This window comes from Mesorhizobium sp. M0815 (assembly GCF_040319995.1).
Lineage (GTDB): Bacteria > Pseudomonadota > Alphaproteobacteria > Rhizobiales > Rhizobiaceae > Mesorhizobium.
Genome location: NZ_JAMYOU010000059.1, coordinates 1 through 14,820 on the forward strand (window position 1 = coordinate 1; position 14,820 = coordinate 14,820).

At 58.5% G+C, this 14,820-nt stretch carries 4 protein-coding genes and 10 pseudogenes; 8 read left to right on the forward strand and 6 right to left on the reverse strand.

Annotated features, from left to right (window positions below):
- Positions 1-91: 91 nt before the first annotated feature.
- Positions 92-499, forward strand: a pseudogene (locus NKI01_RS30290) (IS3 family transposase); the annotation flags it as partial.
- Positions 500-913: 414 nt separating this feature from the next.
- Here NKI01_RS30290 and NKI01_RS30300 read toward each other — a convergent pair.
- Positions 914-1,404 (reverse strand): annotated as a pseudogene (locus NKI01_RS30300) (transposase); the annotation flags it as partial.
- 29 nt (positions 1,405-1,433) lie between these two features.
- Between NKI01_RS30300 and NKI01_RS30305 the strand changes: the two are divergent.
- Positions 1,434-1,628 (forward strand): annotated as a pseudogene (locus tag NKI01_RS30305) (transposase); the annotation flags it as partial.
- Between the two features lie 31 nt (positions 1,629-1,659).
- Here NKI01_RS30305 and NKI01_RS30310 read toward each other — a convergent pair.
- A pseudogene (locus NKI01_RS30310) lies at positions 1,660-2,727 on the reverse strand (transposase).
- Positions 2,728-3,080: 353 nt separating this feature from the next.
- Here NKI01_RS30310 and NKI01_RS30315 point away from each other — a divergent pair.
- Entirely contained in the window at positions 3,081-4,382 is a 1,302-nt protein-coding gene (locus NKI01_RS30315; RefSeq protein WP_352965768.1) for an ATP-grasp domain-containing protein, read from the forward strand.
- A 57-nt stretch (positions 4,383-4,439) separates the two neighbouring features.
- Here the strand turns inward: NKI01_RS30315 and NKI01_RS30935 are convergent.
- Positions 4,440-5,218 (reverse strand): annotated as a pseudogene (locus tag NKI01_RS30935) (aminotransferase class III-fold pyridoxal phosphate-dependent enzyme); the annotation flags it as partial.
- A 5-nt stretch (positions 5,219-5,223) separates the two neighbouring features.
- On the opposite strand from NKI01_RS30935, the pseudogene NKI01_RS30330 reads away from it, so the two are divergent.
- Positions 5,224-5,599, forward strand: a pseudogene (locus tag NKI01_RS30330) (3-keto-5-aminohexanoate cleavage protein); the annotation flags it as partial.
- Between the two features lie 309 nt (positions 5,600-5,908).
- On the opposite strand, the gene NKI01_RS30335 reads toward NKI01_RS30330, so the two are convergent.
- Positions 5,909-6,157 carry a GHMP family kinase ATP-binding protein gene (locus NKI01_RS30335; RefSeq protein WP_352965777.1) on the reverse strand — a complete coding sequence of 83 codons (249 nt, stop codon included), beginning with the start codon at positions 6,155-6,157 and terminating at the stop codon, positions 5,909-5,911.
- A 706-nt stretch (positions 6,158-6,863) separates the two neighbouring features.
- On the opposite strand from NKI01_RS30335, the gene NKI01_RS30340 reads away from it, so the two are divergent.
- Together NKI01_RS30340 and NKI01_RS30345 are read left to right on the forward strand one after the other, a co-directional pair.
- A complete protein-coding gene (locus tag NKI01_RS30340) occupies positions 6,864-9,572 on the forward strand; it encodes an AMP-binding protein (RefSeq protein WP_352965774.1) in 2,709 nt (902 codons plus the stop codon).
- A gap of 17 nt (positions 9,573-9,589) precedes the next feature.
- Positions 9,590-10,411 (forward strand): aspartyl/asparaginyl beta-hydroxylase domain-containing protein, encoded by an 822-nt coding sequence (locus tag NKI01_RS30345; RefSeq protein WP_352965776.1) that lies wholly within the window; start codon positions 9,590-9,592, stop codon positions 10,409-10,411.
- Between the two features lie 275 nt (positions 10,412-10,686).
- Here NKI01_RS30345 and NKI01_RS30350 read toward each other — a convergent pair.
- Positions 10,687-10,904 (reverse strand): annotated as a pseudogene (locus NKI01_RS30350) (transposase); the annotation flags it as partial.
- Between the two features lie 127 nt (positions 10,905-11,031).
- A pseudogene (locus NKI01_RS30355) lies at positions 11,032-12,531 on the reverse strand (ISL3 family transposase); the annotation flags it as partial.
- 239 nt (positions 12,532-12,770) lie between these two features.
- On the opposite strand from NKI01_RS30355, the pseudogene istA reads away from it, so the two are divergent.
- Positions 12,771-14,001, forward strand: a pseudogene (istA, locus tag NKI01_RS30360) (IS21 family transposase).
- Positions 13,998-14,820, forward strand: a pseudogene (gene istB / locus NKI01_RS30365) (IS21-like element helper ATPase IstB); the annotation flags it as partial. The pseudogenes istA and istB, both read left to right, overlap by 4 nt.

Below are 14,820 nucleotides of genomic sequence, written 5' to 3' on the forward strand. Positions count from 1 at the left end.
CTTACTGAAATCCCTGTCCCGAACTTACTGAAATCCGTGTCCGCGACTTACTGAATTCCTTGTCCGGGACTTTGCGAAACCCGCAGCCGGTTTGCGCAAGCGGCTGCGGGAACTGGCCGCCGAACGCCGGCGCTTTGGCTACCGTCGGCTGCACCTGATCCTGAAGCGCGAAGGCGTGGCGGTGAAACTGGAAGAAGCTCTATCGCCTCTATCGCGAGGAGCGGCTGACGGTGCGCAAGCGAGGCGGCCGCAAGCGGGCATTGGGCACCAGGGTGCCGATTGCGATCCCGCAGGGCGCCCATCAGCGCTGGAGCCTCGACTTCGCCTCCGACACGCTGACCGATCGCCGCCGCTTCCGGAGTCCTGTGCGTCATCGACCGATTTAAGCCGGGAGCGCCTGGCCACGGTCGTCGACAACTCCATCTCGAGTGAGCGTGTCGCCCGGGAACTCGACATCCCCCAGCATCGTGGCTACCCCTGCATGATCGTGTCGGACAACATCCTAAGCGCGGAAGGAAAGGGAGCCTGCAGTCAAGGTCTCTCTGTTCGTCAGCATGCTCTTGCTGCGTGACGTTGGTCAAGTCGTCGAACCAGGCGGCTCCCACCGGCAAGGGAAAAGGTCTCGTCCATAGCAAACACAGGATACACGAAGGCGGCCCTCGCCGTTCCTCAACACGAGCTTCTGATCCAGGCGGAAGACCCGAATATTTTTTACAGGGTCATCGATCTAAGAGCGGTTCACGACTTGACGGAATCGAAGGCGATTCCGGATTGGTCGGTTTCCAGATTCAAGATGCTGGCTGCATTGGAGGCCAGCAGACCCGACCTCTTTCCAATGATCTTCGCGAGCGAGTTGTGGCGGCGGTTTTGAGTGGGGAGAGCCGCCGGTCGGCCGCGAAACGGTTCGGCATTGCGGATTCGACGGTAGTGAAGACGCTCTGAAGGACGAAAGTCTGGCGCCGGCCGCCTTGATCATCTGCCGGATGCCGCCGACTTATGGCTTCCGAGATTATCCATCACGACGATGTCGCCGGGCTTCAGCACGGTGATGAGCTGCTGCTCGACATAGGCTCGGAAGCATTGGCCGTTGATTGGTCCGTCGAAAACGCAACGTGCCGCGAGCCGATCCCAGCGCGCCGAGGAAGGTCAGTGTGCGCCAGTGGCCGTGCGGAGCCAAGCCGCGCAGCCGCTTGCCCTTCGGCCCCCAACCTCGCAGCGGAGCCATGTTGGTCTTGATCCAGGTCTCTTCGATGAAGATCAGGCACTGCGGATCGAGGCCGGCCTGCCAGGATCGCCATCGTCGGCGCCTGCGAGCAATCTCAGCAATCAGCGCGCGCCTGCTCAAGGGCGAACAGCGTTTTTTTTGAAGCTCAGGCCTTCGCGGCGCAGGAACAGCCACACCGCGCGAGACCTTGACCCCGCGACCGGCCAGGTACCTGCCGCCCTACTCTCCGGACATCAATCCGATCGAGCAGGCCTTCGCTAAGATCAAACACTGGATGCGCCAAGCGCAGAAGCGTACCGCCAAGGACGCTTGGCGCCACATTGGTCACCTCGTCACAACGATCGAGGCCGCCGAATGCAATAACTACTTCGCAAACGCCGGATACGTTTCCGTGAACACGTAAAAGGCTCTAGAGGGTCATCGAGGCAATCCCTTCAGGCCCTAGCTGACCGAGGTTCTTCCACTGGCACCCCGCCCTTCAACGAAGGGCGGTAGTCGGAACCACCTTTGACGACGGCGTGCACAACACGCGCCATCTTGGCGGTAATAGGTCATTGCCTTGCGGCGCAGATCGGGATTGCCGCATCCCTCGCGATGTAGCGTTCGAAGTTATGACGGAAGCCGTTCTCGCGCTGGCGGATGACGACTGGTCCGGCGATCCCGGGCTGCGGCGCAACCGAGCATTGCCGAATTTGGAAAGGCGGGGTCTGGCCTCGATATTGGCCTGACTGCTGTGTCGAGAGGTTCAGTCCGCAGTACTTTAGAAACTGGCGATGATGACCGAAACGGCGAAGATCGCCGGCTTCGCCAATGACGGTCAATGCGTTGATCGGTCCGATGCCCGGGATTTGTCGCAGGAGTTGATAATCCTGGCTGTGCCGCAACAGCTCGTCGGCCTGCACTTCGATCTCATTGCGTTGCCGGGTCAGCTGCGTGCTTCGTCAATGACCATCCGGAACATGCGAATGGCAGGCGCATCAAGCGGCAGCGGCAGTCCGATCGATGAGCGCGCCATCTCGTGAATATCTATCAGAATCTGTGTTTTGCTGACCTTGCGGCCGACGACATCCCAAACTGCTGTCACAAACTCCCTCCTTCGTCAGCGCCGTGATACTTGCTGGGTTGGAAAGGCATGGAGGAAGGCGAAGAACCAATCGCTGCGGCCGTTTCCCCGGAAGCGATCGATCTCAGAAAAATATATCGGTAGGTAGTGCGTCAGGATACGGTGCTGGATCTGGGTCTTGGCCCTGGCGATCGCTTCAAGTGTCTTCGACAGTTCCTTCACGTCGTCGATGCCGGCCCGCGGCGGATCATGTAGAGCTGCGTCGCCTGGATCCTGAGCATTGCTGGATCACCTTTGCATCCTTTGGAGCGGGTGTTGAGGACCAAAAGGCGTGCCGGCGCCTGTGGCCTGGTGCTTCGATCAGAACTTCATTGCGCACCTTGGGAATGTCGATCGCTACGAGCACCGCGGCGGCGGGTGTAGAATCTGAAGTGGTCATGGTCGGTCTCTCCGGAATGGGTCGTGAACATTCACATTCTAGAGAAACTTTGACTGGCCATGGCCGCCTCACGAGGGTCGTCGGCGGTCTTGTTTATCAGTTCCCGTTTTTTCAGATCAACTTGGAGTCCTTTGAATATCGCAAACAGTTGGATTCGTCGTGACCCTCCGTGCCAAACTGCGGGCAACGCAATATTGCAATAGATTCTTCAAACAAGTTTACAGAATATTTGCAACTGCAGATCTCTGACGATGGTACCTTCATCGCAAAGTCTGAGGTCAAGCACGGCTGAAAAGCTGTTGCTGATTGCGCTCGGACCGCCGCACATTACACAACTTCGGGGTTGACATCCAATGGCAAGAAGAGCGCTCATCCTGATTGAAGGCGTTTCAGATTTCGCGGTCACGGGTGCGCTATACGTCCAAGCAGCCCAGCGTCTCGGTCTTTATCCAATTACGCTGTCAACTGATCCAGCTCGCTACGACTATCTTGCGGGGGAAGGGGTTGAGGCAATCCGAGTCGACACAGACAATCTCGATGCTCTGATCCGGGAATGCTCCCGGCTGCGTGAGACCTATGATATTTCTGGCATTACGGGCGCCAACGAGTCGACCTATGCGACAGTCGGCAAGCTCTGCCGGCATTTTGATCTACCGGGGCCGAACCCTGCATCGATCGAACGATGCTGCGACAAATTCGCTCAACGTCAGCTTCTAGCTGAGGCCGATGTTCCAATACCCGCTTATCGCGTGGCAGCGAATGCGACGGACATAAAAAGCTCTGCCGCAGAGATCGGCCTGCCGGTGATTCTTAAGCCGGCCGTAGGCAGCGGCAGCAGCGGTGTCCGATTGTGCCGCAACGTCGATGAGTTGGCCGAACATACGGCCTATCTGTTGGGCGGGAAGCACGTATGGCAGTCTTCGCCAAGGATACTGGTCGAGGAATTCGCACAAGGCCCCTTTTATAGCGCTGACATAATGGGCAATGAGGTCATTGGGATTGAGGCCGCTGACTTCGACCGTCCTCCGCATTTCGTCTTCCGCCAGTTGAGCTTTCCGGCCCCTCTGACTGATGATGACCATGAGCGCATTGTCGAAGTTTCGCTGAGTTGTTTGCGAGCTCTTAACCTTGGCTGGGGGCCAACGAACGTTGAACTCCGATGGACGAAGCGCGGCCCAGTCGTCATTGAAGTCAATCCGCGTCTTGCTGGTGGGCCCAACCCTAAACTGGTTCAGCTGGCTTACGGTATCGATCTCATCACCGAGCACATCAAGCTTGTCATCGGCGACGAATGGAATTTGTGCAAAAGGCATTCGCAAACTGCGGTCGCGCGGACCCTGGTTCCTGGTCGCGACGGCACCCTCGATTGGATTGGTGGCGACCTCCAGGCAGCTGCTATACCAGGTGTCGTCGAGGTCAAATTATATGTTGGACCCCATACGCCGATCGTCAGGAAAGGCGATTGCCGAGACTCTATCGGATATGTCATCGCCGCTTCACCCGACCTTGCACAGACCAAGGCGATACTTCAGCAGGCTGTCGACCTAATCGGCTGGTCGATCACACCATTTCCGACCCCTGGCGAGCAGGAACAATCTGCGGCCCCTTGCCTTGCTTCTCGGACTGATGGAAAAAGTGGTTTACGGAAGCGATGAGGTATTCGTTTCAAGTAGCTGCACGCACATGGCCCGATCAGTCCCCCTCATGCCCCGTCAAATCTCGAAGTCGCCGAGTGCAGCATCGACCGCCTCGCCAAGTCGCTCCACGATCGTGTCGATCTCATGAGGCACGACGATGAAAGGGGGCGCGATCAACACATGGTCACCACACGCACCGTCGATCGTGCCGCCCATCGGATAGACCATCAAGCTGCGCTGCATTGCCTGGCGCTTGATCTTCGGGTGAAGTTTTAGGCCCCGAAGCAAACGGCTCCTTCGTGCCGCGGTCGGCGACGAGCTCGATCGCTTGGAAAAGGCCGCGGCCGCGAATGTCGCCAATATAGGGATGGTGCGGAAGCGCGCCTGCAACTGCCCGGAAAGATGAGCTCCATCGTCTTAGGACATTGTCGAGCAGGTTGTCACGACGGATGACCTCCTCCAGAGCAAGCGCGGCGGTCGCCGCCATGGGATGCCCCATGCAGATGTGGCCGTGCTGGAATAGCCCGAGCCATTCGCGAAGGCATCAAAGATGTGGCGGCACCGCACCGATCGACTGGCAGCCGCGCCGAGCCCCTTGCCAACGAGTCATGAGATAGGGAACGATGCCTTCCTGCTCGCAGGCGTGCAGCGCGCCGGTGCGGCCCATGCCGCACATGACCTCTAGGATGAGAAGCGCGACATAGCGGTCGCAGATCGATGGGCTTGAAATAATCCGCGACGGCGGCACGGCGCCAGCCGTCGCGCCTACCACCGTCTCGTCGACGAAGGCGATCACCTTGATCGGGCCCGAGCTCCAGGATCGTATCCTCTAGCGCCTGCGCAGCCCGGGCGGCAGGAGCGACGCGGTCTAATACCTTGGGGGAACGTGCCTGTTCTCTACGTGCTCGGACGCCATTCGATCGGAACACATCGGACCCGATCGAACTCTTGCCGTCCCTTGCTTCCGATCCGTCCCGTTTCCGCCATTGGAGCCTCTGCGCCGTCGCCCGGCACGAGGCAGCATGCGTCGTCGCAGGCGCATTGCTCGGCGGCCATGTCCGCGTTGGCTTCGAGAACAATCTTGGAGGCCTGACGGCACACTTGCGGCAAGCAACTCCGATCTCGTCTGCCTGACGGCGGCAATTCTCGTTGCTGCAGGAAAGAAGCCTATCTCAGCGCACAACTTCGTGAACTATGGGCAGAGACCGAAGACTAGTGGTCCCAGCCTGACATAAGAGTCCGGAGCGGAAATTCCCTTTTGCGAGTGTCCAGCGCGGTCTGGTTCATACGCATAGGAAACATGGTTCACCGTTGTTGCCCGATCGCCAACGCCTGATCGCCCTCACGAAGACGGAGACACGTCTGGCGCGCCGAGATCATCCTGTTGAGCGCGATGGCGTCGGTACAGTCGAGATCATGCGGCAAACCGGCAAAGTCGAAGCGATGCGAGTTGCGATCGCAGCAACGCCTCGCGTAAAATGAGTTCGAAGGGGTCGTTTGCGCGACAAGACGCCCACCGCCATTAGCTTCTCAATCAACGATGTTCAGACTCTACACGTGAAGCAGCAGGCGATTGACCGTGCAGCCGCAACTAGATCCGCAGACGAACTCGCCAGCCCTTTACCTTCGGGGAGCTGAGATTGCAAAAGGAGGATTCCTCCTGAGGCGCCGAGCGCAATCACGAGATTCTCAGCCAGTCGTTTTGCTTTGACTTTATGCGACGGATAAACGGTTACAGATCGTGTCCCTGCAATCGGCATGAAGTGAGTTTGCGCAAAGAGCGCGATGGGCATCGAGACCAAGAAGTGACGGTTCAGGGGAGCGGAGCCGACCGGTAACTGCCCTTGCAGCCACTCGCCGAATGTGCCGCAACAAAGAGCGTCGTTAGAATGAACCTTGGCTTCTGTCCGTCCTCCGCGATGATCTGGGCCGCATCCGCGCCGTCGGGTACATTGCCTTCTCCGATCGGCACCATCCTGCTAGGCGTCGATAAACCTGACGAACGGTTCGAACTAGTTACCTTTCCGGTAGTGGCCATAAACGATGCGATTGCTTCAGAAAGCAGGCACTTGGTGAAATTACTCTCTTCTGCAGAGAGCAGGAAGAAATTGACGTCCGGTTTGTTACTCCATAGAGAGTTACAATAGTATATTGTCAAACGTAGAAAGTTTTCGATCTGATCGAACAGAGGGATGCGTGCGCGAAAAGCTCTATGCCAATGTCCAAGACGTTGCGTCAGAGCGAAGATTGGACGCCGGGGTGCCAGACTACCAAAGTTGGTAGTTCCATCCGAGTGTCTAAACACGCTACTTTTTGGGTGCGGGATGCTGGTGGAGAGGATCCAAGAGGCTAGGCGCTCCGGCGCTACGAGACGCTTTCAAGGCGTTGGAATCCACCTTAATGGCCGAACGCCCTTGATACGCGTCCTTCACTTTAGAACGCCAACTCGGCCCTTCGCTGTCGCAGATATGGGTTACTGATCAAGCATAGGAGCAATTTATGGAAAAGTCTCTCATGCCGATTCTGTCGGGCCCTGATCGTCCGACGCGCTTTGGGAATGCCAAGATAAGTGATGTCATCGCGCAAACGTTAGGCCGATCGTCATCTCGCGTGGCTGTCCGGACGGTGGGAAATACCAGCATATCGTATCGAGAGTTGTCCAGAATCGCCGAAGATATTGGAGGACGACTCAGCACGCTTGGCGTCAAAGCGGGCGATGCGGTTGTTGTTAAGCTGCCTCGCTCTATTGAGTGTGTCGCCAGCATTCTAGCAACGCAAATGATGGGCGCGGCTTTCATGTCGATGGACCCATCGGAGTCCAACCAGCGTGTCCAGCACGCGTGCGAGAGTACTAACGCTAAGGCCATCATCTCTCAGAGCCGGGATGAATCCATCAATATTGATCGTCTCGAGATGTACGGCACCGCAGATGCACCGTTTTCGAACATCGCGTACATCATGCACACCTCGGGAAGCACCGGCATTCCGAAGGGTGTTCCCGTGTCCCAGAGCGCCCTCCTCAATCTGGTCGATTGGTATATCGACATGATCGCCTTCTCCGAAAGCGCGAGCATTTCTCATCTTTCGCGGCCCTCATTTGACTTTTCCATCCCAGAGCTGTTCGTGCCCTTCCTCACCGGCGGAGCAATGGTGCTGCCGAAGACGCAGATGGGAACGCAGATCGTCCAGACTATCGAATTCTTGGCCCAGAGCGACACCAAAATAATTCAGCTGGTTCCAACACTTCTGCGACGGTTCCTCGGGACATTGGAGCGCCTGCCCACCCTGGCTCGTCGTTTCAAGCAGCTCAACTATGTCGTGTGCAACGGGGAAGTCTTGCCGGATATACTTCGCCAGAGATTTTATGCCACACTGCCCAATGTCACGCTGATCAACAGCTATGGGCCGACAGAATGCTGCGTGGCTGTCACCTATCATTATTGTCGCCCCGAGGATGGAGATCGCCCGATGTTGATCGGGGGTCCCGCGCCAAATGTTGATGTGTTTGTTCTAGACGAGAAGCAAGACGAGGTGGGATTTGGGGTAGAGGGCGAGCTCTGGCTGGGAGGTGTGCAGACCGCATCCGGCTATGTTGCAAATCCAATCGAGTCGGAGAGCCGCTTCGTGGAATTTACCACGCATCGCGGTCGCCAGATCCTATACCGGACCGGAGATTATGGTGTGGCGCGAAGTGAGGCCGGACTTCAGTTTCTTGGACGAAAGGATGGTCAAATAAAATACCGGGGCGTACGGCTGGAGAAGGGAGAAATCACCAACGCGGTCGAGCGCATAGGATTGTGTGTGGATTCGGCCGTTATTTTGATCGATGGCGAAGGTGATTCAGACCAGCATCTAGTCTGTCTTGTGACGCCTGAGTATGCCGATGTGGACGAGCTTTCCCGCCGGTTAGTGCAGGTGCTGCCGGGTGATCGTGTTCCGCGGCTCTTCGTTGCGCTTGCCGAGCTGCCGTATACGCGCAATGGAAAGCTCAATGAATCCGCGCTCGCACGAGCGGCAAGGGAGGCGCTTAGCGCAGCCGGCAGTCGCAGCCAAGAGCCGGTTGAAACCAGAATCTCGTCGTATCTTGAATGTCTGCTCCGAGCCGTCTGCGTCGTTACGCGACGGGTGGTCGAGCCCACGTCAGTCATCCGAGAATGTGCGATTGATTCACTGACCTTTCTGGAAATTCAGCTGGAGTTGGCGGGAAGTGGACTCATGTTTTCCCGCGATGTTTACGACGACCAGGACGCGTCACTGGAACAGTGGGCAACCTACCTCCAACGCATCGAATGTGGCACGACCGGACCTGCCGAGACCCCCGGAACATCTGTCCCGGTTGTTCGCGTAGCTGATGCGACCCAAAGATTCCGAAGTGAGCTTAGCGAAGTCGTCGACTACATTGAGGCGCACGCTCCGAAGACGATCACAGTGCATTCATCTCTTATAGCTCTCAAGAACGTCGCGCCGGAAAGGATTGGGCCAATTCTCCTTGAGGCGATTGAGCGTCTATCCGCCTCCGTGACGGTCCTTCTCCCGGCTTTTACCCTGAGCTATTGCGACACGCACTATTATCATTGGAAAGAATCAAGTTCGGAAACTGGCGTCCTCGGACACTTGGTTTTGCGAGAACTGTCGGCCTGGCGCACCAAACATCCCGCATATTCAATGATCGTCGTTGGCCCCAAGGCGGCAGAGCTTTCCGAGGAAGAGTGGTGGCGATACAGCCCATTCGGGGATGACTCGATCTTTGGCATGATCAGCCAGCTCGGAGGCTCTGTCATGTGCCTCGGTACGTCTGTTGCTAGCCACGTGCACCGCTGCGAATTTTTAGCCCATGTGCCGTACATGAAGACGATCGATGTCGAGGGTGTCGTTGACTTCGGGGCGGGGCCCCTTAACGCCTCATCATCAATCTACGTCCGCGATGTCGTGGGAAGGCCAGAGCACAGATTTCTTCCGCGCAATGTCGGCCGCGACGTTCATGAATTGAAGGACGTCATGCGTGACTTCGCGTTGGGCGGAACCTACGCCAAGCTCGTCAGCGTGAGAGACATGGAGTCCATTTTGGTTCCCGCCATGCGCAATGAGCCATATGGCTTTCTCCGGGAACAGTGCAGGGACGAGGCCCGCCGCGCGTATCCGATGAAGAAGTCGCCCGGAGAGCTATCAACTCATGTAAACTCATCTAATTTGGAGGCTGCAAAATGACAACGCGGATATTGGGCATGGTCGAGCTTGACCAAAGGCGGCTGGCAGACGATCTGGCCACCTTGGCAAAGTCAAGGTTCTCAAGCGAATATTCGGACTTCGCCTGCGGAAGATGGGAATTCTGCATGCTCCGCAATCAATCGGGGAAGGAGGAGGAGGAGAGGGTGGTCGCCCACGACACCCCAGCGGTGGCAACGCCTCTGGGCCAATCCTTGCAGTATCTCAATGAGTTGCTGGAGACTCACTTTGAAAGGGACTCCATACGTTATGCGCGGATCATACGTATATCGGAAAATGCTTGCATCATTCCTCACCGTGATTACTTAGAGCTTGATGGGAACTTCGTCAGAGTGCACTTGGTTATAGATACGAATGCGAGATGCTATAATACAGAAGAGCATAAGATCTTCCAAATGAGACTAGGTGAGATCTGGTTTCTTGATGCCAGTCTGCCACATAGCGCAGGATGCTTCTCCAGCACGCCAAGGCTGCATTTGGTGGTCGACATTGATGGGGCTCGTGTCCCCGAAGGCGTTGTACGCAACGTCGAGCAGCCATTGGCAAGAATTGCCGTGATTGATGTCCGCAAAGAGTGGACCAATGAAGCGCTCGAATGCATCCTGGGATTTTCTGAGATTATCAGCGAGGCCAATTATCGAGAGATTGTCGCAATTCTGGCAAAGATTCACTTTTTCTACAAGGTCGACTGCCAGGCTATGTATGGCTGGCTGAACGAAATATGCCGACGTCGCGGGGACCCAGCGCTCATTGAAAAAAGCGTCTCGCTCGAGCGATTTTATCTCGCCGATCGTGCAGCTGGGGAGGTCATGCTGTATTGATTGGCGTCATGACTTTTGGGGTGATGAGGTGGACCGCCTCGGAGTGCCAGGAGCTTCTTTGAGGCCGCGCCTTTCGATCCTAGATTAGTTTCCGTCCATAAACGTCGGCATTTCGCAGCATTTACGATGGTCTGTGTGCGGCGGGAAGCGCCGTTGACGGGTATGGACAGGGTTAGGAAGGTTTGATCATCGACAAAATGCCGCGCTCGGCACGATCAGACGCACACCATTGCGGGCGGCGCAGCCAGCGAGACAGCGGCGATGCCGAGCTGGTATCAGGTCGGCCTGAGGCGAGTGAAGAGGACGAGGTTGTAGGCCACGACCGAGGACCAGATGTAGGTCTTGAAGTGATCAAGGCCGCGCCAGGTGCGGCGCGTAAGTCGGTAGGCGCGTTTGAGGCAAGAGATGCCAGCTTCGATGCCGGCACGGAAGTTGCGTAGCGATAGACCCACTTGCTGCGGACCATGTCTTCGATCCTGAGGCCTGCTTCTTGTGGGCCACGCCGCGAACCTTGCAAGGCAAGTTTGGCTGGATTGTCAATGACCACTGAATCGGGACCCTGGTTTTTCGCGCAAAAGGGGCTCTGACGCACTCTCGCTGCGGCCACAGCCTAAGTTGTAGACGAGGCGCGCCTGGAGCAGATCAATCTTGGCGCGGCCGTACATTTGCCGCTTGATGAGTGGCCTTCGGTCTGGCCATTCGACCACGGAGAGATAATGGCGTTGCGGACTGCGGCGATGTCCTTTTCGACCCCGTTTGCAAAGAAGCCGACGAGGGCTTGCCTTCGCGCCGTCCAGCCAAGCGCCCAGTTTTGCGACCGCCTTTGATCGGATCATCTGCTGAAAGTCGTCGATCAGCGTTCGCGGGTTGACGAGGTCAGGAACATTGCTCTCGATTGCCGCGATCAGAACAGCGTCCGAGTTGGACAGGTCGTCACGCGCCAGCGTCATGAGCCTGGCGATGCTTCGTGCCGAAGGCGTGCGGGCAAGTGCGCTTTGATCGATCCTTTCAGCAAGGCGTCTGCGCCGCGCCCAGTCAAAGACGACGCCGATCTGGCCACGAAAGCCTTTTTTGCGCATTTCGCGCCAGAGCGCCGAAGTATTGCGCGCGCCTTGGTCCCAGCGGCCGTCAAGCCAGGGGAGCCATTCCTCGAGCGAACTCTGCCGGACGCGGAACATGTCGGAGACTGACCGCGCAGGACGCGTCGGACGAGCTTGCGGCTATGTCCGGTACGTTTGACGATCTGCTTGATCGGCACACCCTGCTTCGACAATTCCAGAATGGCCTCGTTTGTCTCCTGGCGACGCAGATATCCTTCATATTGCAGCCATTCGGCATAGGTGAGAAGCTTTGGATCGATGATGGTGCTGCCGACGGTCTTTCGGATATGCCGCATGGACTTGCTGACTGCATCACGGAAAGCGCGGCTGGCGTTTTCCATCAGATGCCAGCGGTCGGCCACCTGATCGGCCATGAATCAGGGCCTTGGCGATCGCCTCGCCATAACCGCCACCCCGATCGCGAGCGACAGTCACAATGGAAGGATGGTTCGCCAACCAAGCCTGCGATGTCGCCTGTTCGCGATCAGGCAGCAGTGTAACTGGCCTGCGGCGCTCAAGATCGCAGACAATCGTCCCGTATCGTTGGCCGCGCCGGAACGCGAAGTCGTCGATGCCGATGATGGCGAGCTTATCGCGCGGCTGTTCCGTCCGCCGGCGCACGACACGCAACAGGGGTCGTTGCTCACCGGCGTCGTCAGGCGATCGGCAAAGGCGGCCGCAGGCCTGCCGCCCAGCGCCAGTCCCAAGTGATGAACGATCGTCTCAAGGCGTCCGGTTCTTCGCGACAACGGGCCCAATACACCGGCGCCAAACCGTTCGGCAAAAATGCGGCGGCGGCAAAGAACGGCGTCGCACCAGAAACGGCGAACCGTCACCTGCAAGACCACCCGCCGGCCAGCGATGGGCAGATCGGCGGCTTGTCGAATATATCGGCTCTGGGTCGGCGTGACTCGTCCCGCAGCACGAGCACGTTGCCGAAAGCGCCGTAGCGCGCACGTCAAGAAATACACAATCCGTGTTGATTTCGGCATGCTCGACGAGCAACCCCGCCGGCGCCAGTCTCGTCTACCCAAATCTCTGTTCCATCACGCTGATTCCTTCTCGAAAATTGCGCGACATCACCCTGCACTTGCAGCGAGATTGAGTCTGCCCCTCATTCCACGAAAAATCACAATCGGCGAGCGCCTTGCTGCGGAGCGCGGCGTGCGGGTAGCGCCGTCCACCTGTCGGCCGAATTGAGAAACTGACCCCCTGACGAAATGAACAACTGACCCCCTCGGTTATGAGAGGAGGCATGGATGACGATTGGGATTTCGGCGATTCCTGCATTGTCGAGAACGATGCAGGGAGAGGAGATGCTTGAGCCTGAAGAGGTGGCAGCGATGCTGCGGCTGCATGAGCTTGGCTGGGGGCGAAGCGACTGGCGAAGGAATTCGGGTGCGCGCGCAACACGGTGCGTCGGTATCTACGCGAGGGCGGGACTGTTCCGTTTCGCAAGCCTGTGCGGCCGACCGCGTTTGACGGGCTGGACGATTGGCTGCGGGAGCGCTTCTTCCGCCATGGCGGCAATGCCGATGTGGTGCGCCAGGAACTGGAGAGCGAACATGGGATCGTCATAGGGCTTCGTTCGGTGGAGCTTCGGGTGCAGGGTTGGCGTCGGGAGTTGAGGGCGCAGAAGCGCGCGACGGTTCGGTTTGAGGGGGCGAGCGTGTTCGGGTGCATCTGTTTGTAGCAACGCTGGGTTACTCGCGTCGGCTGCATATCCGTCCCTCGCTTCGGGAGCGCCAGGTGGACTGGTTCGAGGGGATGGAAGGAGCCTTCCTTCGCTTCGCCGGGGTTCCAACGGAAGTACTGCTCGACAACCCGAAGGCGCTGGTCGAACATCACGATGCGACGACGCGGGAGGTGCGGTTCAACATGCGGCTGCACGCCTTTGCCCGCTACTGGGGATTTACGGCGCGGGCTTGTGCGCCCTACCGGGCGCGTACGAAGGGGAAGGACGAACGCGGGGTCGGCTACGTCAAGCGCAATGCGATTGCCGGCCGCCGGTTCGAGAACTGGGCGGCGTTCGAGGCGCATCTGGACCGGTGGACGCGCGAGATTGCCGATCAGCGTGTGCATGGCACGACCGGCGTGGCTCCTGCGGAGCGCTTTGCCGAAGAGGCCGGGGCGCTTCGCCCTCTGGGCGGACGGGCGCCGTTTGGGCAGCTGCGGGATCTCGTGCGCAAGGTCCAGGCGGACTGCGCAATCGACCTGGACACGAACAGTTACTCCGTTCCCTGGCGCCTGATCGGGGAGAGCGTCCAAGTCGTGGTGCTGGGCGGCCGTGTTATCGTGCGTCACGCGGGCGAGGTGGTGGCGGATCATGCCTTGTGCCGGGGACGTCGCCAACGGATTGTCGAGCGCGCGCATCTTGCCGGCCTGGTCGGCGCTGCTGCGCCGGTACAATCGGCGGATATCGTTGCGCCTTCCGCTCTGTTGCGGCCACTAGCCGAATATGAGGCACTGGTGGGAGGCAGCTGGGGATGACGGCGCTCGATCACGAGATGTTGGTCGCAATGCTCGACCGGCTGAAGCTGACCGCGATCCGGGATCAGCTCGATACGCTGCTGGACGAAGCGGCGCGTTCGCAAATGACCTTGCGCGAGGCTTTGGCTTTCCTGGTGACGCGCGAGATCGCGAGGCGCGACGAGCGGCGCATCTCCATGGCAGGCAAGATCGCGCAGTTCCCGTTTGTTTGCGAACTCGACGGCTTCGACTTCGACGCGCAGCCGTCGCTGGATCAGCGCCAAATCCGGGGAGCTGGCGAGCTGCCGCTGGATCGCTCATGGCGACACGGTCCTGTTGCTTGGACCTCCGGGTACGGGCAAGACACATCTGGCGGTGGCTCTCGGGCGCGAGGCGATCCGGCAGAACCATAGCGTCCAGCTCGTCACCGCGGCGACGCTCGTGGCGATGCTGGCCAAGGCCCATGACGACGGCTCACTCGAAAAGCAGCTGACGACCCTGTCGCGGCCGAAACTGTTGATCATCGACGAGCTCGGCTATCTCCCGTTCGAAGCCAATGCCGCGCATCTGTTCTTCCAGCTGGTGTCGCGGCGTTATGAGCGGGGATCGATCCTGATTACCTCCAATCGCTCGGTTGGCGAATGCAGCGTGTTTGGCGGTCCCGTGGTGGCAACCGCGATCCTTGATCGCCTGCTTCATCATTCGACAGTGATCACCATCCGCGGTGACAGCTACCGGCTTCGCGAAAAGCGGGGGGTGGGGGGGAGTGAAGTGAGAGGGGAGCCGCCGGCGGCCCCACCAAACACACAAACAAAAAAAGGGGGGGGTGTGTGTTTGTGC

Bases quoted from the DNA above. Each gene is read 5' to 3' on its own strand.
- NKI01_RS30315 (WP_352965768.1), top strand. From the start codon at position 3,081: ATGGCAAGAAGAGCGCTCATCCTGATTGAAGGCGTTTCAGATTTCGCG.
- NKI01_RS30335 (WP_352965777.1), bottom strand. From the start codon at position 6,157: ATGCCCATCGCGCTCTTTGCGCAAACTCACTTCATGCCGATTGCAGGG.
- NKI01_RS30340 (WP_352965774.1), top strand. From the start codon at position 6,864: ATGGAAAAGTCTCTCATGCCGATTCTGTCGGGCCCTGATCGTCCGACG.
- NKI01_RS30345 (WP_352965776.1), top strand. From the start codon at position 9,590: ATGGTCGAGCTTGACCAAAGGCGGCTGGCAGACGATCTGGCCACCTTG.